This is a genomic window from Runella zeae DSM 19591 (assembly GCF_000423565.1).
In the GTDB taxonomy this organism is placed as follows: Bacteria; Bacteroidota; Bacteroidia; order Cytophagales; family Spirosomataceae; genus Runella; species Runella zeae.
On sequence record NZ_KE384046.1, the window covers coordinates 30,562 to 48,978 of the forward strand.

The window sequence follows — 18,417 nt, forward strand, 5'->3', positions numbered from 1 at the left end:
ATATGACACCTCCCTCGTCTTCTAATTTTGGTCTTTCGCCCGGAACGCTCGTGTACGTAGGACCCGAAGTAGCACATGATACTACCATTACTTTGGTTGAATACAATGAGCAATACTACGAACACCGTTCTCTCAAACACCTGAAAGACTGCCAAGTATCGGGAGATAAGCCCTATATCAGTTGGCTTGATGTGGACGGGATTCATGAGCCACAGGTTATCGAAACCGTGGGTAAGCTGCATAATATTCACCCGCTGATATTAGAGGATATTATGAATACCAAGCAGAAGCCCAAAATTGAGTTTTATGGCGACAGTTATGTGTTTGTGACTTTGAAGATGTTTTACTGGGACGATGCTGAGGGAGAAATAGATGCGGAGCATATCAGTTTTTTGTTAGGAGCCAATTACCTCATTTCTTTTCAGGAAAAAAGAACAGGCGATATTTTCACGCCCGTACTAGAGCGTATCAAAGCCTCCGTGGGCAAAACCCGCCGCAATGGCGCGGATTATCTGCTGTTTTCGTTGGTAGATTTGATTGTGGACAATTACCTCGAAATCCTCGAAAAAGTAAGTGAAGAGTTGGAGGAGCTTGAAGGAAAGATTTTGGCAGGCAAACACAAAGACCCCATCGGGCAGCTTTATAACCTAAAACGTCAGCTTACTTTGATGCGTAAGCATGTGTGGCCCTTGCGTGATATGCTCAGTCAGGGGCTTCGCGAAAACTCTAAACTTATCAGCAAGAGTGTGTTTCCGTATTTTAGAGATGTACACGACCACGTCACCAATGTCATCGATTCTATTGATTCCAATCGGGAATTATTAACAGGCTTGATAGATATTCACTATTCGACTCTCAGCTCGCGTATGAATACTGTCATGAAAACGCTCACGATTTATTCGGCGGTTTTTATGCCTTTGACTTTTATAGTGGGGATTTATGGGATGAATTTCGACAACATGCCCGAGCTTCGTCACCCTGATGGCTATTTTTATACTTTGGGCGGAATGCTGATACTAGCAATGGGGCTGTTGGTGTATTTCAAGAGGCGTGGATGGATGTAATAACGTCAATCTAAGATAAAACTGAATCTCAAAAACAGTAGGTATCTGACAGTCTTGGACTTTGAAAACAATGTAACTTAAAGTCCACGATTCATGTCACACTCTCGCCGTACTTTCATCAAAAAAAGTGCTTCTTTTGCGACCCTCACTATGGGTGGTGCTTCGGCAGTTTCCAATGAAGACTTACGTATTTTTACAAAAGATGCAGGAATGCAGCTTTGTGAGGCGTATTTTTTTGGAATGAACGAACAAAAAATAGCCCTCACTAAGCAGCTTGATGTATTAGGCGCAGTAGGAGGAATCAGCCCCGCGATGGTGGGATTGAAAGAGGTAAAGCCTTGGGAAATGGCCGCCGTCAAAGCCGTGAAAGAAGCATGGAATAAAGTGGGGCTTCAACTCAAGGTAATCGAAGGGCCGCCTTCCTTGGGCGAAAAAACAAAACTAGGCTTGGAAGGGCGTGACGAAGAAATCGCCAATTTTATTACGTTCATGAAAAATCTTTCCCAAGTGGGAATAGATACCATATGCTACAACTGGATGCCCGTAATAGGCTGGTACCGCACCCAAAACGACCGCCCCGGGCGTGGAGGGGCATTGGTAACGGCTTTTGACAATGAAGCTATCAAATCACTTCCACTCACCTCATACGGGGAAGTTTCGAAAGAAAGCTTGTGGAAAAACCTAGACTATTTCTTGAAGGCCGTAGTGCCCGAAGCCGAAAAAGTGGGCATAAACCTAGCGATGCATCCCGACGACCCGCAAGTAGATAGCGTAAGGGGGATAGGGCGTATCATGAATACGGTGGATTCGTTCAAGAAACTATTGAAAATGTATCCGAGTCCGAGCAATGGGATTACGATGTGCCAGGGGAATTTTGCATTGATGGACAAAAACATCAACATCCCACAGCTTATCAAAGAATTTAGCAAAAGTATTCACTTTGTGCATTTTAGAAATGTGCGCGGCGATAAATACAATTTTGAAGAAACCTTTCACGATGAAGGAATCATTGATATGTATGAAGCGATGAAAGCCTATCATGAAATTGGATTTCGAGGCGCGATTCGTCCCGACCATGTTCCTACGATGGCAGGAGATAGTAATCAGTACCCTGGCTACAGCACAATCGGAACGCTCTATGCTATCGGGTATATGCGTGGGCTGATGGAGGCCGTGAGTAAAACAAAGCGCTATTAAGAAATTGAAAATTTCTATCATTACATCAGCGTAACGGTATTTTTTGAGTGCTTGAGATTAAAAAATGGTGGAAGAATTTATAATCAAAAATAGAAGAAATTTATTCTTATGCAAACTTTTGTAGTTTTGTCAAATCACTCGCAAATTTTGCCAAACTATGAGAAGAACCAAGTTTTACCCCCTTTTTACTTTTCTCTTTTCCACCCTTATTCTTCAAGCCCAAGTAAAGCCGCTCACTTCGAGCGAGATTTTGTTAAATCTAAAAAAATTGAACGTGTTGGGTAGCGCGATGCACATTGCCGCTCACCCCGACGACGAAAACACGCTGCTTCTTACTTATTTGTCGAAAGAACGGCTCGTTAAAACGCAATACTTGGCCTTGACCCGAGGTGATGGCGGCCAAAATCTCATCGGGCCTGAGCAAGGCGAGTACATCGGTATCATTCGTACGCAAGAACTCCTAGCCGCTCGTCGTATCGATGGTGCTGAGCAGTTGTTTTCGAGAGCCTATGATTTTGGTTTTTCCAAAACTCGCGAAGAAACCCTAAAGTTTTGGGGAGAAAACAATATCCTGTCGGATGTAGTGTATCATATACGTAAAAACCAGCCTGATGTGCTTATTACGCGCTTTCCGCCAGATGCACGCGCAGGACATGGTCATCATAATTCATCCGCTTTTTTGGCTGAATTGGCCTTTAAGATGGCAGGTGACCCTACCCAATTTCCCGAACAACTCAAAGAAGTAAAACCGTGGCAGCCTAAACGCATCGTGTGGAATACATTTTCGCCGGGTTTTTCTAACCAAAAACCCACCGACAAAGGGAGCTTCATAACGGTAGATATTGGTGGGTACAATACCTATTTGGGTAAATCTTATGCCGAAATCGCCGCCGAAAGCCGTAGTTCTCACAAAAGCCAAGGGTTTGGCTCAGGTGCCAATCGCAACGCAAGGGTGGATTTTATGATGCATAAAGACGGTTCTCCTGCCGAAAAAGACCTTTTTGATGGCGTTGATTTGTCGTGGAGTCGGGTCAAAGGAAGCGAACAAGTAGCGTTGCTAGTGGATCAAGCAATTCGAAATTACAATGTCAACTATCCTGCTTCGTCAGTGCCTGTGTTGGTAAAAATATACCAAGAACTAGGGAAATTAGACGCTCAAAACACCTATGTTCAGCAGAAAAAAGCCGAAGTAGAAGTATTGCTTCAAAATTGTTTGGGGCTTTGGTTTGAAACCAATCCTACCGACTATGCTGTGGCGCAAGGCGACCGCGCTGAGGTCAAAGTGAGCGTAGTGAAAAGAGGTAATTATCCTTTAAAACTTACAAAGTTGCAGTTTTTGGGAGTCAATAGAGATTCGACCTTGAGTTTAGACCTTAAAAACAATGAGTTGACCAACCTCACTTTTACTTTTCAAATACCTAAGTCAACGCCTATTTCACAACCGTATTGGCTCGAAAAACCCATCAAAAATGGGGCTTTTCAGATAGATGACCAATCCAAGCTAAGTACACCCGAAAATATCCCAACTCTCCAAACGGCTTTTACCTTTGTAATAGACGGACAGGCTTTTACATTTAGCAAACCTTGGGTGTATAAATCTACCGACCCCGTGGATGGAGAAGTGTATCGCCCTTATGAAATACGCCCCGAAGTGACCGCCAACGTTACTGAAAAAGTATATGTCTTTGCCGACAATCAGCCCAAAACAGTAGAAGTATTGGTAAAAGCGCATCGCCCCAATGTAAAAGGTACGATGGCTTTTGAGGTGCCTTCTGGCTGGCGTGTCGAACCAGCGCAAATTCCGTTTGAATTACCGGAAAAATACCAAGAAAAAATCGTGACAGTGAAGGTGTTTCCGTCGGCTCAACAAAGTGAAGTGAAGCTAAAAGTTATCACAAAAACCGAAAACGGAGAAAATGCCTATAGTCTCAAAACGGTGGATTATAAGCATATTCCTACCCAAACGATTTTTCCTACCGCAACTACCGCTTTGGTAAAACTTGACATCAAAAACAAAGCAAAAAATATTGGGTACATCGCCGGGGCAGGAGATGAAGTGCCGGCGGCGTTGCGTCAGATGGGCTGCCAAGTGACTTTGCTTGATGAGGGTGCATTGAGCAAAAATCTCGCCGTGTATGACGCTATTGTAGTGGGAGTGAGGGCTTACAATACCGAAGAACGCATAAAGTATTTTCAAGAAAAACTCATGGATTACGTCAAAAATGGCGGCACTATGGTGGTACAATACGTGACGGCGGGGGGATTTGGGAATACCCTCAAAGTCAAAGAAATGGGACCGTATCCTTTCAAAGTAGGTCGCGACCGCGTGACGGAAGAAGATGCCGAAATGAGAATTTTGCAACCTGCACATCCGATTTTGAATACTCCTAACAAGATTACCACCAAAGATTTTGAGGGCTGGATTCAGGAAAGAGGGATTTATTTTGCGGTAGAATGGGATAAAAATTACGTGACACTCTTCTCGGCCAATGATACGGGAGAAGCGGCCAAAGAAGGTAGTCTTATTTATGCGCCTTACGGCAAAGGGCACTTTATTTATACAGGTATTGTGTTTTTTAGGGAATTACCCGCTGGCGTTCCTGGGGCGTATCGGCTTTTTGCCAATATGATTTCATTAGGTAAAAAATAATCTTTGCTCAGTTATAATATTCAATAAAGCCTTGGGAAGTATTTTGAGTACTTTTCAAGGCTTGTAAGTTAAAAACTTATTCACTACCATTTTTTCAATGTTTTTTGAGATATACGACAAAGCATACTTAGCGATTGTACATTGGATTGATAGATTTACAGCTACAAAATATTGGCAATGGAAGTATGTTGCTTTTTTGACTGCTTATATTCTAATCACTTCTTGTCCCAACTATTACTTACTAGGTGGAAATCGAAACGATAGCAAAAAAACAGTCTATATCCTAAAACTAGTAGATTGGATAGGGGCTCACCCATTTCAAAACTTCCCCGCCCATTATCTCAATTCTGAAGAGTTAGGTAGTGGTATGAAATCCCATTTTGCCAAGCGTCCAGGACGTGTTGCTGTACCGCTATTTTGTAGGTTTTTAGGGCTGAATGCTCAGCATTATATTTGGATACAGCATTTGTTAGGGTGTTTGTTTTTATGGGGACTTATAAGGTGGCTTACATTATATACAAATGTGCGGATAGCCATGATATCAGCTTTCATGATGGCCAATTTGTTTGTGGTTAAGTGGTTTTATTACGACTTTTTTTATTACGACTCTACGGCTTTTTTACTCATGTTTGTGGCTGTTATGTCTCGAAATCCACTTCTCACTATTGGGAGTGTTGTGGTATCAGGTTTTGTAGATGAGCGATCTGTGATTGGAAGTGGCGGGATACTACTGTGGTGGCTATGGCAAGAGAGTAAAGGTAAACTTTACCTTTCAGACCTAGCAGATTTTAAAAAATATAGGGCAACTTGGGCTACTATATTTGGAGTATTGCTTGTGATAAGTCTTCGAATCATGGTGCTACGTTTTACGACGCTTGAGGTCGATACTTCGCTGATAGGTAAGAATCCTATTCTCCAAAACATGAATACATGGCCTATTGCCTTATTTATGACTTTCGAAGGAGCTTGGACTGTGATTTTGATGGCTATTGCCGCTCTTTTTTATCGCCGGGATTGGCCTTTTGCGGTTGTATTTATCACTACTTTATTGGTGGTTTTTGGGGGAGGCATGATTGTTATTGACCTTACTCGTAGTTTTAGCTATGGCTTTTTGCTGATACTCTTTGGCTTGGTCTATCTTTACTCGCCTCGTAGTGCGGTACCAATGGAGCGGGTGCTTCTGTCGCTAGCGGTTATTTGTATGTTGGTGCCTACTTACTACGTATACGGGCCAGAGATGAGTTGGTTGTCGCCCCTTATTTTAAAAATCCAAATTTTCTTGCGGGCTTAGTTTTTAATTATATGAGTCAAACTTCGTCTTTCTGGCAGCCTTCTGAGCAGCACTACAAGCGTTTTATATGGGTTTGTATGGGCTTGGGTGCCTTCTTTAGGCTTTTTCATTATTTCAGCAATCGGTCTCTTTATACTGATGAAGCGTATTTAGCCAACAACTTGCTTGTGCGCAGTTTTGGCGAGTTGACGCAGCCCCTTGATACAGCTCAACATGCACCACTCTTTTTTTTATGGGTACAAAAATTCAACCTTTTATGGGCGGGAAATAGTGAGCTTGCATTGCGTCTTTTTCCACTGGTAGTGGGTCTGGTCGGATTGATTATGTTTGGAAGCCTATTAAAAGCTTTTCGAGTAGGTATAGTCGGCGGTATGGTGGGTTTTGCTGCTTTTGCTTTTGCTCATCCTTTGGTATATTATTCGTCAGAGTCGAAGCAATACATTGTGGAGGTGCTGTGTACTATTTTAGGGCTTTTGATGTATTTCCGTTTTAGAAATACTACTTCATGGCGCGATTACTTAGTATATGCCGCCGCAGGAGTAGTGATGCTGTGGTTTTCATATTCGTCTTTGTTTGGTTTAGTGAGTATCGGAATGGTACATTGTTGGCAGCTTTTGCGCCATAAACAATGGGTGCAATTGCGGATTTTTGTGGTAATTTATGCAAGTTGGGGAATTAGCTTTTTGTTAAACTACCTATTTATTATTGCTCCTAATAGCCTTCAATCAGGCGAAATACAAAGTATGTGGCTCGATGCTTTTGCACCTTTTCCGCCTACGTCAGTAGCAGATTTGAAATGGCATTTTATTACTCTATTTTCTCTTTTCGATTATCCGTTGGGGCTTAATTGGTCGTTTTTGCCACCCTACGTTCCTTATTATTTTACCTTTGCCGTTTTTGCTTTGGGGGCAATGATAGTAGGCGCTTGGGTACTGTACAATCGTTCGAGAGCCGAACTACTTTTGCTGCTTTTACCCGTAGGATTGACTTACCTTGCATCTGCTTTCGGGAAATATCCATTTTCTGAAAGGCTTATGTTGTTTGCAGTACCTTATTTTTTTGTTTTGATGGCTATCGGTGCGCAGCAATTATACCAAGCGCTTGCCCAAAAATGGCCCAAAGCTGTATGGTTGGGGCTATTGCTGATGGTGATGGCACCGATGATTTCGGCGGTAAAAGATGTTGCTTACGAAAAAGAATTTGGAGGATGGAAACGAAGAGAAATAAAAGAAGCGATTTCTTTTTTGAAAATGCACAAAAAAAATCAGGAAACGTTGTATATCAATCATATAGCTTCAGCACTTCCCTATTATAACCAAGTACAAGGCCTCAATTGGACTTATCAGATGTTTACGATTGATGTAGTTCCTCCTGTGAATGAGCGGGGGATTTTAAGGCAAATTTATCTCAACAAACAACAGTCCGATACTTTTTGGATAGTGGTAGCGGGAGATTCAGAAATGGATAAAACCGCGACTCCTTTGACCCATAAGCAAGCTTTTATTTACTTTTTTGATACTCATTTCCAAAAATTACAGCAGTTTAGAGCCAAGGGAATGTATACTGCCCAATACCGGTTTAGATAAAATATTTACCAATGATTATTTTCCTGCTACGCTAGCATTCAGGTTTTTAATTTTTTTCAAGCCTTTACGTTTCAGAACGCATTTGGCCATGGCTTGCCTTAGGCTTCGCCATAAGGTAGCAAAATAAGACTTTTTAGGATCGCGGGTATAGTCGATAGCACCGCTTCGGATGGGTGCATTGGGCGAAGGGTTGTTGTCTTGAATAAAAATCACATCCGCGATTCCAGTAATAAGTTTTCGCTTGCTCAAATTGCCTTCTTCGTCTATTTTCAGAATTGAAGTTTTGAGGTCGTTATAAAGCAACGTACCTTGTCCTTTGACACCATATTCGTCACCTTTCATCGAAAACTTAAAACTTCTGACCACTCCCGACTCAATTTTGGTTAAAGCAAGCGGCTGAGTGACTGGATTAAGGCGCTTTAAATCTATTTCGCCTAGTTCGCCGTCGCAACTAAAAGTGCCTGTTGGTGAGGCGATATTGAACTTAAAGAGCGTATGAAGTGGTGCTACTCCCATAAATTCGCTTTGGATGTGAGCTTCACAGATAGGATTTTGGAGAAGCGCGAGGGTATCGTTGGTGAGGTTGTAGAGCTTGCCGTGGGTAAGATTGAAATTAACGCCCCCGCTAGCTTCGGTGTCGGGATTGAATTCTGAATAAGAAATCAAAAAGTTTTCTACTTGCACAGTATCAAGTTTCATTTTGAAAGGTAAGCGGCGAAATTGCTGCTGAGGGTACTTTCCCACTTTCGACCCACGCGCAGGGTAGGTACCATCCCCAAAAATATCAATGTTGCCGCGTTTGATGATGGCTTGGTCAGCTATCAACTTTTTTTCAAAAACCAACGCATCGAGGTTAACTTGAGTGACCTCAATGTCGTGAAATACAAAGCCGATTCGATCATTGCCGTCTGCGCGGGTGGTGAAGGCTCGCCCCTTAAATCGAGGTGTGTAATGAATTCCTTTGACACTAATTCGTCTTTTTTGCGAGGAAAATGAAATGCTATCAAGCCGAAAATCGTGCAATGCCCCTATCGACGGAATCGATAGGTTGGAGAGTTGAAAAGCGGTATTTTTGGAATAATAAAAACGTGTAGAATCTTGATGAGATAATGAATCAATCAAAAAATCAGTGATATTGACATTGAGCTTTTCGAGAACGATCCGCTGCGGATGAGGCTTAGTTTTGTCAGAAAAAGTAAATTTAATGTCTTCAAAGTCGATTTTTTTTACCCTAAAAGATTTTACAAATTTTGAAATCACTCGGTAAGGCGAAGGCTTGGTCCGAGTGGTAAGAGGAGCTGGTTTTTGTTGAATAATTTCTACAGTGGGTTGACTGATTTTGATTAAGTCAATTTCGAGTTTTCGACTAAAAACCAGTTTCAGTAGTTTAATATCGCGCAGGATTACTTCTGGGATGGTGCCTTTGTAGGTAAAATGCGAGGTAGATTGTTTATGGATTTGTTGTTGGTAAAGAGCCGTATCGAGGGTAAGTTTAATTTTTGTAAGTACTGCATTTCCCGCCAAAGGCGCATATTGAAGGCGGTCAAAGTTGATTTGATAGATACCATCGGAGCTTTCTACTACGGCGCTTTTGAGGGTTTTAGCGAGCAAAGGCTCCAAATAATATTGACGAATCAGGCGCACTCCTATCACCAAGGTGACTACTGCCCCTCCTACGATGATGGCCCATTTGGTGATTTTATTGCTCATTTTGGAATCGATTGATACTGGTGTGTCTAAAATTATATCTTTAAAAAACTTATGCCAGTACCAACCGATAAGCCCTTCCGAACCTTCGATAAGTCTACTTAAAAAAAAGTAACTCCCTTATTGTGTTAAAAATGAGCTAGTTCTGGTTTCCACTCAAAAGAAGGTAATTGAATAGGAGCCAACAATTGCTCTTCGAGTAGATTGGCCCATTCGTTGATATACAAAACCACATCATCCCTAAAATTATGACGCAGATGTCGTTTACTTTCAGGGAGACGAATCAAGATACGCGGATCAGATAAGCGTTCGAGGTGCTTAAGGTCGTCGGGGGCAAGGCCAGCGGCCATCATTTCATTCAGGAGCAAATCCATCGGCAAGCCGCTAGTGGGGCAGTAGTCGTTGAGTTGCTCGTTCCAGTCGCCGCGTCCATTGGCGAGCGCATGGGCGTGGATTTCGGCTTTGGTGAGTTGGGTGATTTCTTGGGCTAAGTTGCCGCAGTTGCAGCTACCCATATGGCCCCACTGATAAGGAGAGCCTTGTTCGATTTTCTTGGCGGTGCGGCGGAGTGCAGCGATAAGATCAAGATTGGGACGAGCCATACCCTTAAATGTTTAAGTTGGTTGAAGCATTAAGTTGTGTCTTGTTGGCAAAACGTCTTGTTAAGAGTTTTTGTTTTCAAGCAATTTATGTATTTTTTTGCAAAAATAGGATTCAAATATATAGTTTGGGAGCCTACAAAAAGACCTTATGAAGCCTCATCCGAAATTTTCGACTCAATGAAATATTATAGTATCTTAAGTGTATTGTGTTTCTTTTTTTTGACAGCCTGTAGCCCCAAATTTGACCCTCAACGGACTTATTCAGTAGAACAAACCCGCAGTGATTTTAGATTGATGCGAGCAGCATTGTTGGAATCTCATCCCGGAATTTATCGCTATACTTCGCCAGACAGCATTCGGTGGATTTTTGATAAAACCGAACAAAAACTTGACCATCCCATGACTGAGCGAGAGTTTAGAAGGGTCGTAAACCCTGTTTTTTCGTATATACGCTGCGGCCATACGGATATTTATCCTTCCAAACAGTATACCCGCTACATCAAAAAAAACAAACCCAGAGAGTTTCCTCTTTCTGTATTTTGGGCCAAAGACAAACTCAAAATCACCCAAAATCGTACCGACGACACTACACTCGTACCGGGTGTAGAAATAATAATGGTTGACAATCGCCCGATTGATAAGATAATGAACGAAATGCGCGACCTTATTCCGTCGGATGGCTATAATCAAACTTTTAAGATTAATCTTATCAACGGTAATTTCGGGTCGTTTTATCGCTATCTGTATGGCAACAACGATACTTTTAAAGTAAGTGTAAAGGATAGTATTGGCAAAATTCGTCATTTGACCCTAACGTACACGATTCCCCCAAAGCCTCCCAAAAGAAAAAATACGCCCAAGCCCTTAGCTTCTCCCAAACCTAACACCGTACCCACGGCTTCTCCTTTGCCACGACCCAAACTGCCCAAAGGAGATCGGCGTCATAATTTGAAGATTTCGAATAGGGATAGTACTGTTGCGATTTTGGATATTAATACATTTAGGGACAATGGCCATCGTAAGTTTTATAAAAAAGCCTTTAGGAGTATTCAAGAAAACAATATCAAAAACTTGGTGATTGATTTGAGGGCGAATGGAGGTGGGCGGTCGGATGCTAGTGTCAATCTGATGTCGTATTTGTTGGATGCTGATTATGTGGTGTATGATACCATTCAAGCCATCAAGCGGCGTCCTTCGTTTAATCGTCATTATGGCGGTAAGTTATTACGGTTTTTTGCGCGAAATTTTTGGTCAAAAAAGACACCTGCGGGGACTCTCAGCAACCGCTCTACGGCTAAAGTCCATCATCCTAAGAAAAAATGGGGATTCAAGGGCAATGTATACTTACTTACCAATGGTGGGTCTTTTTCGGCGGCGGCGATTTTTCCTTCAATTATCCAGCAGTACAATCCACGGGCGGTAGTAATTGGACGCGAAACGGGCGGCGGGCGCTATGGTTGCAATGCTTTTATTTCGCCTTATTTGACCTTACCTCAGACCAAAGCCAAAGTACGAATTCCGATGTTTAAGATAGTACTACGTCTCCCAGGGCGTGACCAAGGGCACGGCGTTATGCCTGATTATCCGGTAGAATATACATATGAAGATGTGGCAAAAAATCGGGATTTAGATATTGAGAAAGTATATGAATTGGTCAAAAATAAGTAAAGCAGCGAACTTGCCATATGAGAACCAAAGACGAAACTAAAGTAAAGCTGATTCTAAACACTGCGCTCAAAATGATTGCTAGGGTGGGGTTGGCGGGGCTTAAAATGTCGGATTTGGCCAAAGAAGCAGGAGTCGCTACTGGCACAGTTTATATCTATTTTGAGGACAAAAATCACTTGATTCGGGAGTTGTATATGTATTTGCATCATGCACACGCCCGCGACCTTGTGCGGGACATTGGAGAGAGTGAACCCCTCAAAATAAAAATCAAAAAAATGAGCCGTAACTACCTCCTCGACCAAGTAAGTCATCCTGAATATGGCGCTTTTTTGGAGCAGTATTTTCGCTCACCTTATGCCGAAGTCAACGATGCCATGCGGGTTGAAAGGGAGCTTTTGACGCAGCCTTTGCATAGTTTGGTGGTAGAAGGTCAGTATCAGAGTCTTATCAAAGAAGCCGATCCTGTGCTACTCGTCACGCTTATTTGTGGAATGCTCAACGAGGTAGCCAAAAAACTTATCTATGCTCAACAGGAAATAACCCCCTCCGAATGGGAGCTGACATTTAGTGTACTTTGGGATGGAATTAGAAGCTAGGAAGCTACTCAATGACCTCATAATAAAAGTTTTAGTAGACTTTGCGCATTTAAGCTTTAATTAGAGTCGCGAAATGCAGCCTCTCTTTTTGATAAGTGAAGAGAGAAGGTTTTTGTTTAAGGTCTAACTAAACTTCATTTATGCTTTTTTATATTCTCCTCAAATGGATAATTCGGGTTGCTTTAAGGGTATTTTTTAGGCGTTTTCAGGTACATGGTCTCGAAAAACTAAAGGTGGTCAAAGGACCATTGATATTGGCTGTCAATCACCCCAATACCTTTATGGACCCGCTTATCGTGGCTACATTGATGCCACAGCGGGTAGCTTTCATTGCCAATGGCAGTATTTTCAACCGTTTTACGCGACCGATTTTTAAGTACTTGCACGTCATACCTGTTTATCGCAAAAAAGATACTTCAGATGTGCCACTTTCGCCTGCCGAACTCAACAAACAAACTTTCCAACGGTGCTATGATTATTTGGAAGCGCGAGGAACAATTCTGATTTTTCCAGAAGGAACAAGTGAGATTGAGCGGCGTCTGCGTGAACTCAAAACCGGCACGGCCAGAATTGCACTAGGGGCAGAGTACGAAAACGACTTTCGGCTAGGTCTCACTATTTTGCCAATTGGTCTCAATTATTCCGACCCTATTCATTTCAGAAGTGAGGTGTTTGTAAACGTAGGGCAACCGATTACCGTTTCAGATTTTAAGGAAAAATACCGACCCGATGATTTTGAAACAGTGGAGGAATTGACGGATTTGATTCAAAAAAGACTCAGTGATACGGTGATTATTACCGAAGATGACGAAGAAGATACCTTGGTAGCGCAGATTGAGACATTGTACAAAAACCAGTTGTTTGAAGATTTGTTGCTGAATCGTCGTTTGAAAAAAGATGAATTTTTTTTGATTAAACAAATCATAACTGCCGTCAGACATTTTGAAGAGCAACGTCCTCAACTTTACAAATCACTTCAAACTCAACTCACTAACTACTTTGACAATCTTAAGCAGTTGCATCTTTCGGACGAAGTATTTGCCCAAACACGGCGCATCTATCCCTACCTTTGGCAGACGGTATTGTCTTTAGTGATAGGGTTTCCTGTATATGTATTTGGGTTGATTTTCAATTATATACCCTATATACTTCCTTCCAAAATCGCTCGTCTGATTACGTCCGACATCACTTATCGTGCCCCTCTTATGATGAGTCTTGGGGTGGTTGTTTTTCCAGTAGTCTATGCTTTTCAGATAGGGGTGATACATTCATTTTTTCAAGATGTTTGGCTTACTTTGGGGTTTGCGGTTTTGCTTCCTTTGAGTGGTTATTTTGTGTTGTGGTATTGGGATGTGGTAGTGAGATTAAGGCATACTTGGCAAGCTCTCCGATTATTTCGTCATAAACCTTCTTTGATGAAAAGTTTGATAAATCAAAGAAATGGTATATTTGAAGAGTTAAAGGAGGCTAAAAAAAAATACTTGAGGTAGTTTTGGTATGTCATTTCCTTTTGTGGTTTCAATCTTATATCTAATAGCAAAGCGCTAGGAGTGTTTTGGCAAGAAGAGAAGAGAGACGTCTCAGGAAGGTGGTTAGGATTTTCCGACCTCCGACCTTATATTTGCTAATATATGAAAAACGAAAAGGTTAATATTTTTTATATTGATGATGATGCCGACGACCGTATGCTGTTTGAAGAAGCATTGGCGGAAGTAGACAAGAGCATCGCGCTCACTGCTTTAGAAGATGCAGATGAATTGCTACACATTTTGGACAATCCTCCACCCGTCCCGCATCTTATCTTTGTAGATTTGAACATGCCGCGTAAAAACGGTTATCAGCTACTAAAAGAAATTAAATCAAATCAATCATTTCGGAGGTTTCCAGTGTTGATTTTGACGACTTCAGCTGAAGAAGAAGCTATCGAAAATGCTCGCTTACTGGGAGCCAACGCTTTTATTACGAAGCCTAGCAATTTTGCGTCTCTAAAAGCTATCCTTAACAAATGCCTGACTTTGGACTGGAATATCGCCAGCCCTCAGGGTTTTGTGATTGGTGCCAACTAATTCACGGCAATTGGAGTGATGTAGGCGCATGTAATCTTTGTGTGCATAAAATACGTATGTTATAGTATAAGCAGAGTGAAAAAATGGAGGGAACAAAATCTTTTTGCACCACTATAATTTGACTAATTACGTATGCACGACGCAACGATTGATGATACCCAAAATAGAAAAAAAGAATTTCTGAAAAGACTTCGTATCTATACGCAGTCTCAACATACAGCGCTCGAAGCGCACCCATTGTCGGTTTCTCTTTTTAAAGAAGATGTAAATTTAGATGACTATCTACGATATTTGAAGGCAATGTATGGGGTCGTAGCTGGTTTTGAAGAAGCATATTACCCAATTTTGAAAGATTGGGTACCGGCTATTGAACGTCGTCGAAAAACCCCTTGGCTTACACAGGATTTACAACTACTCAAAAGCGATATACCTTTTTCGATAGCCGCACCTACCTTTTTAGAGTCTTCTCCAGCCCCTGCTTATTTGTTGGGCAAAATGTACGTTATGGAAGGCTCTGTACTGGGAGGTGCTGTTATTTATAAACAATTACAACCCAAACTAGGATTTTCGCCTGAGGAGGGAGGGCGTTATTTTTATGGCTATGGGAGCCAAACAGCAAGCATGTGGAAAGCTTTTTTGGAAGTGCTGACTACGCAAGCATTAGTAGAAAATGCCGAGCCAAATATACTAAAAGGCGCAGCGGAGCAGTTTGTAGCTATACAAACATTTTTCGACACCAATTATTAGTATCTCGATGATTATCAACACCATTGTCAATCGCGATATAGCCAATTTAAAGGATTGTGAAAGTGAACCAATCCATGTACCAGGAAGTATTCAGCCGCATGGATTTCTTTTGGCTTTTGATGCAGCGTTTAAGGTCGTTTATGCCAGCGACAATTGCTCTGTTTTTATAGGAATTCCTATTGAGAAAATCTTAAACAACCGTTTTGGGGCAATTTTTTCTCCTGCCATAGAGGTGGCTCTCGAAGCCCATCTCAAACAATATGGCTCGCAGGTGGCTGAGCCTTTTGTGCTCGAATATCAAAATGAGAAATACAACTGTACCCTACAACCTTCTGGACAGTGGTATTTGTTTGAAGCAGAGCCCTTCCCTGATGGTCATTTACGGACTCCAGATTTGTATAATCAAACTCGGAAGTTTGTCCATTATCTTCAAGAGACAGCTTCGTTACGGTCTCTTTGTCAGTTGATTGCGGCCGAAACGCGCGACATTACGGGCTACGACCGCGTGATGATTTATAAGTTTGATGAGGCATATAATGGTGAGGTGATTGCCGAAAGCAAGCGTGGGGATTTGGAGCCGTTTTTGGGGCTTCATTATCCTCATACTGATATTCCTCCTCAAGCGAGAGAGCTTTATTTGCGCAATCTTATGCGTATGATAGCCGATGTACATTATGAGCCAGTGCCTATCCTAACTACCCAGCTCAGTACTCACCGCGATTTGGATTTGAGTTTGTCGGTATTGAGAAGCGTGTCGCCGATTCATATCGAATATCTCAAAAACATGGGTGTAGCTGCGACGCTCACGATTTCGATTATCAACAATCATCGATTGTGGGGGCTTATTTCGTGTCATCATTATAGTCCCAAAAATCTCCCTCACTATACGCGCCTTTCGGCGCTGCTACAGGGGCATTTTTTAGCTTCGCAAATCAATGTCCGTCAACAGGCCGAAGAGTATGCTCTGGCCAAAAATGTGGAACAGAGCTTGGAAGTAATTTTAAATATGACCTCTCACGTTCATCAGGATTTTATTGCAAGGTTTCTGACAAATGAACATAGCTTAAAAGTCGTAAACGCTCGAGGAATGGCGATTTTGTACGACAACAAACTACATCTAAGTGGTACAACACCCACCGAAGGTGAAGTGTATCAATTGATAGGTCAATTGTCCCAAATCTCGGAAGGAAACGTATTTTATACCAACAAATTGGTAGATGTATACCCTAAAGCTGAGGAACTTACGTCTACTGCGGCAGGAGTAATATATTATCCTTTTGGGGGATATTCGCAGGATTGTATACTTTGGTTTAGACCAGAGACGCCTCAAGAAGTAAATTGGGCGGGCGATCCCTCAAAATCGATTGAGTATAATCCAAAGGGTCTTTCACCGCGAAAATCTTTTGATTTGTGGAAGCAGATCAAAAGATTTGAAAGTCGTTTGTGGGAAAAGCCCGAATTGACAGCCGCTGCTACGGTGTCTTACGCGCTTCAAACACAAATACATCTCAACCAGCTTACACAGGATAAAGTCAAATTGGCTCAGCTTAGCGATAAACTCCAAAAAGCAGTATCCGAACTCGAAAATATCAACTGGATAAGTACGCATGATTTAAAAGAACCATTGCGGAAGATACAGACTTTTGCGTCGCGTATTTTGGAAGATGAGCACAACACTTACTCGTCTATGGTGATTCAGTCGGTCACTAGGATGAAAGATGCTGCCGTAAGGATGCAGACGCTCATTCAAGATTTGGTATCTTATTCGCAGGTGAGTAAAAGCGAAAATCAGCTTGTAGATACCGACCTTAACAAGATAAATGAAGAGGTATTGGCGGAGTTGGCGAGCGAAATCAACGAAAAAAATGCGGTTGTAGAATCCGATACATTGCCTTCCGTCAAAGGCGTTTCGTTTTTATTGAAACAGCTATGGCTCAATGTGATAGGCAACGCGCTGAAATTTAGCAAAACCCAGATACCCTTGTCTATCCAAATCAGGTGTACCATTGTCGAAAAAACCGTAGAAGGACAAGTAAAGTCTTTCTACCAAGTTTCTTTTATCGACAATGGCGTAGGGTTTGACAATGAATATGCGCACCAAATATTTGAGGTTTTCAAACGAATTCACAGTCCAAGCCAATACCGTGGGTCAGGAATTGGCCTGTCGATTTGTAAAAAAATCATGGAAAATCACCAGGGTTTTATAGAAGCTCAAAGTGAGAAAAATGTCGGGACAATCATTCGTGTATATTTCCCGACTGTGCCTTGAGTACATCGTTAAGTATCTCTAAAACACCATTTTCATCGTTGGTTTTGGCTCTAAAACGGGCCGCTTTCTTTACATGTTCATGGGCATTTTCCATGGCGTAGGAGTAGTAGGCCTGATGCATCATTTCGAGGTCGTTGAGATAATCGCCAAAGACCATAGTCTCATCGATACTCACTCCATAGGTTTTTTGTAACACCGAAAGAGCTTGGCCTTTGTTGGCAAGTTTGTGGGATATATCTAGCCAAATCCCCGCCGACACTTTTACTTGTAGCGATGTCTCCCAAGGTTTGAAATGCGGATAACTGTTGGTGGCAGAGCCTGCCAAATCGCAGAGGCTTACTTTCAAGCACGAATCATCGTCGATTTTGAGTAAATCATCTACTAATTCGTAGCGTTCAAAATACTTCGTAAACTGGGCCCAGAAGGCGTCTTCCGTATTTTCGACGTAAGCTTTCTTTTTTCCACACAAGATAGGGTAAGCATTGGGGATTTGACGAGCTACCTGAATCAACTCTCTGGTAGTAAGATTATCAAGCGATTGCACATACAATTCTTGGTCTTGAAATACTACATAACTACCATTTTCGGCTACAAAAATAACGTCGTCTTGGATAGGCTCAAAGCGCTTGCGGAGATTGTAATATTGGCGGCCACTAGCAGCCGCAAAATACAAGCCACGAGATTTGAGTTGATCAAAAATTGGATAAAATGTATCACTCAGTTCCCCTTTGGAATTGAGCAAAGTTCCGTCCATGTCGGTAGCTATTAGTTTAATGTCTTTCATATATATGTAAGGAGAATTTGCGACTTAGAAGTTCACTATGATTGGTGACATTGGGTTTGCTTTTTCCAAAAATGCACTATTTTTAAACCAATCAATGCTTTTTATCATATAAGCAACTAAGCAAAATTAAACTGGATATTATCAACAATATGCGACTCCTCTAACCCCACGCCTTTAGGCTGGGGATACA

14 protein-coding genes are annotated in these 18,417 nt (G+C 41.9%); 11 read left to right on the forward strand and 3 right to left on the reverse strand.

Features of this window, described 5'->3' with window-relative positions:
• Positions 1-2 precede the first annotated feature (2 nt).
• From corA to G563_RS0131735, 5 genes are all read left to right on the forward strand, one after another.
• Positions 3-1,064 (forward strand): magnesium/cobalt transporter CorA, encoded by a 1,062-nt coding sequence (gene corA / locus G563_RS0131715; RefSeq protein ID WP_028668879.1) that lies wholly within the window; start codon positions 3-5, stop codon positions 1,062-1,064.
• A 93-nt stretch (positions 1,065-1,157) separates the two neighbouring features.
• A complete protein-coding gene (locus G563_RS0131720; RefSeq protein WP_028668880.1) occupies positions 1,158-2,261 on the forward strand; it encodes a mannonate dehydratase in 1,104 nt (367 codons plus the stop codon).
• Positions 2,262-2,418: 157 nt separating this feature from the next.
• Positions 2,419-4,911, forward strand: coding sequence for a PIG-L family deacetylase (locus G563_RS0131725; protein ID WP_028668881.1), 2,493 nt, complete (start codon positions 2,419-2,421; stop codon positions 4,909-4,911).
• 97 nt (positions 4,912-5,008) lie between these two features.
• Positions 5,009-6,202 carry a hypothetical protein gene (locus tag G563_RS0131730; RefSeq protein ID WP_028668882.1) on the forward strand — a complete coding sequence of 398 codons (1,194 nt, stop codon included), beginning with the start codon at positions 5,009-5,011 and terminating at the stop codon, positions 6,200-6,202.
• An 11-nt stretch (positions 6,203-6,213) separates the two neighbouring features.
• A complete protein-coding gene (locus tag G563_RS0131735) occupies positions 6,214-7,788 on the forward strand; it encodes a glycosyltransferase family protein (RefSeq protein WP_028668883.1) in 1,575 nt (524 codons plus the stop codon).
• Between the two features lie 15 nt (positions 7,789-7,803).
• Here G563_RS0131735 and G563_RS0131740 read toward each other — a convergent pair whose 3' ends face one another.
• Positions 7,804-9,498 carry an AsmA family protein gene (locus G563_RS0131740; RefSeq protein ID WP_028668884.1) on the reverse strand — a complete coding sequence of 565 codons (1,695 nt, stop codon included), beginning with the start codon at positions 9,496-9,498 and terminating at the stop codon, positions 7,804-7,806.
• Positions 9,499-9,623: 125 nt separating this feature from the next.
• Complete coding sequence (locus G563_RS0131745; RefSeq protein WP_028668885.1) at positions 9,624-10,097, reverse strand: hypothetical protein; 474 nt, start codon at positions 10,095-10,097, stop codon at positions 9,624-9,626.
• Positions 10,098-10,274: 177 nt separating this feature from the next.
• On the opposite strand from G563_RS0131745, the gene G563_RS0131750 reads away from it, so the two are divergent.
• From G563_RS0131750 to G563_RS0131775, 6 genes are all read left to right on the forward strand, one after another.
• On the forward strand, positions 10,275-11,765 hold the full coding sequence (locus tag G563_RS0131750) for a S41 family peptidase (protein ID WP_169579828.1): 1,491 nt from the start codon (positions 10,275-10,277) through the stop codon (positions 11,763-11,765).
• Between the two features lie 17 nt (positions 11,766-11,782).
• Positions 11,783-12,361 (forward strand): TetR/AcrR family transcriptional regulator, encoded by a 579-nt coding sequence (locus tag G563_RS0131755; protein WP_028668887.1) that lies wholly within the window; start codon positions 11,783-11,785, stop codon positions 12,359-12,361.
• 140 nt (positions 12,362-12,501) lie between these two features.
• On the forward strand, positions 12,502-13,851 hold the full coding sequence (locus G563_RS0131760; protein ID WP_028668888.1) for a 1-acyl-sn-glycerol-3-phosphate acyltransferase: 1,350 nt from the start codon (positions 12,502-12,504) through the stop codon (positions 13,849-13,851).
• 141 nt (positions 13,852-13,992) lie between these two features.
• On the forward strand, positions 13,993-14,427 hold the full coding sequence (locus G563_RS0131765; RefSeq protein WP_028668889.1) for a response regulator: 435 nt from the start codon (positions 13,993-13,995) through the stop codon (positions 14,425-14,427).
• Between the two features lie 132 nt (positions 14,428-14,559).
• Positions 14,560-15,174, forward strand: a complete 615-nt coding sequence (locus tag G563_RS0131770; RefSeq protein ID WP_028668890.1) for a biliverdin-producing heme oxygenase — start codon at positions 14,560-14,562, stop codon at positions 15,172-15,174.
• Positions 15,175-15,181: 7 nt separating this feature from the next.
• Positions 15,182-17,443 (forward strand): ATP-binding protein, encoded by a 2,262-nt coding sequence (locus tag G563_RS0131775; RefSeq protein WP_028668891.1) that lies wholly within the window; start codon positions 15,182-15,184, stop codon positions 17,441-17,443.
• Here G563_RS0131775 and G563_RS0131780 read toward each other — a convergent pair.
• Positions 17,412-18,227 carry a Cof-type HAD-IIB family hydrolase gene (locus tag G563_RS0131780; RefSeq protein WP_028668892.1) on the reverse strand — a complete coding sequence of 272 codons (816 nt, stop codon included), beginning with the start codon at positions 18,225-18,227 and terminating at the stop codon, positions 17,412-17,414. The two genes, G563_RS0131775 and G563_RS0131780, sit on opposite strands and share 32 nt — an antisense overlap.
• Positions 18,228-18,417 lie beyond the last annotated feature (190 nt).

Coding starts and splice junctions, on each gene's coding strand:
- corA (WP_028668879.1), top strand. CDS start 3: ATGACACCTCCCTCGTCTTCTAATTTTGGTCTTTCGCCCGGAACGCTC.
- G563_RS0131740 (WP_028668884.1), bottom strand. CDS start 9,498: ATGAGCAATAAAATCACCAAATGGGCCATCATCGTAGGAGGGGCAGTA.
- G563_RS0131735 (WP_028668883.1), top strand. CDS start 6,214: ATGAGTCAAACTTCGTCTTTCTGGCAGCCTTCTGAGCAGCACTACAAG.
- G563_RS0131755 (WP_028668887.1), top strand. CDS start 11,783: ATGAGAACCAAAGACGAAACTAAAGTAAAGCTGATTCTAAACACTGCG.
- G563_RS0131765 (WP_028668889.1), top strand. CDS start 13,993: ATGAAAAACGAAAAGGTTAATATTTTTTATATTGATGATGATGCCGAC.
- G563_RS0131745 (WP_028668885.1), bottom strand. CDS start 10,097: ATGGCTCGTCCCAATCTTGATCTTATCGCTGCACTCCGCCGCACCGCC.
- G563_RS0131720 (WP_028668880.1), top strand. CDS start 1,158: ATGTCACACTCTCGCCGTACTTTCATCAAAAAAAGTGCTTCTTTTGCG.
- G563_RS0131770 (WP_028668890.1), top strand. CDS start 14,560: ATGCACGACGCAACGATTGATGATACCCAAAATAGAAAAAAAGAATTT.
- G563_RS0131775 (WP_028668891.1), top strand. CDS start 15,182: ATGATTATCAACACCATTGTCAATCGCGATATAGCCAATTTAAAGGAT.
- G563_RS0131730 (WP_028668882.1), top strand. CDS start 5,009: ATGTTTTTTGAGATATACGACAAAGCATACTTAGCGATTGTACATTGG.
- G563_RS0131780 (WP_028668892.1), bottom strand. CDS start 18,227: ATGAAAGACATTAAACTAATAGCTACCGACATGGACGGAACTTTGCTC.
- G563_RS0131760 (WP_028668888.1), top strand. CDS start 12,502: ATGCTTTTTTATATTCTCCTCAAATGGATAATTCGGGTTGCTTTAAGG.
- G563_RS0131750 (WP_169579828.1), top strand. CDS start 10,275: ATGAAATATTATAGTATCTTAAGTGTATTGTGTTTCTTTTTTTTGACA.
- G563_RS0131725 (WP_028668881.1), top strand. CDS start 2,419: ATGAGAAGAACCAAGTTTTACCCCCTTTTTACTTTTCTCTTTTCCACC.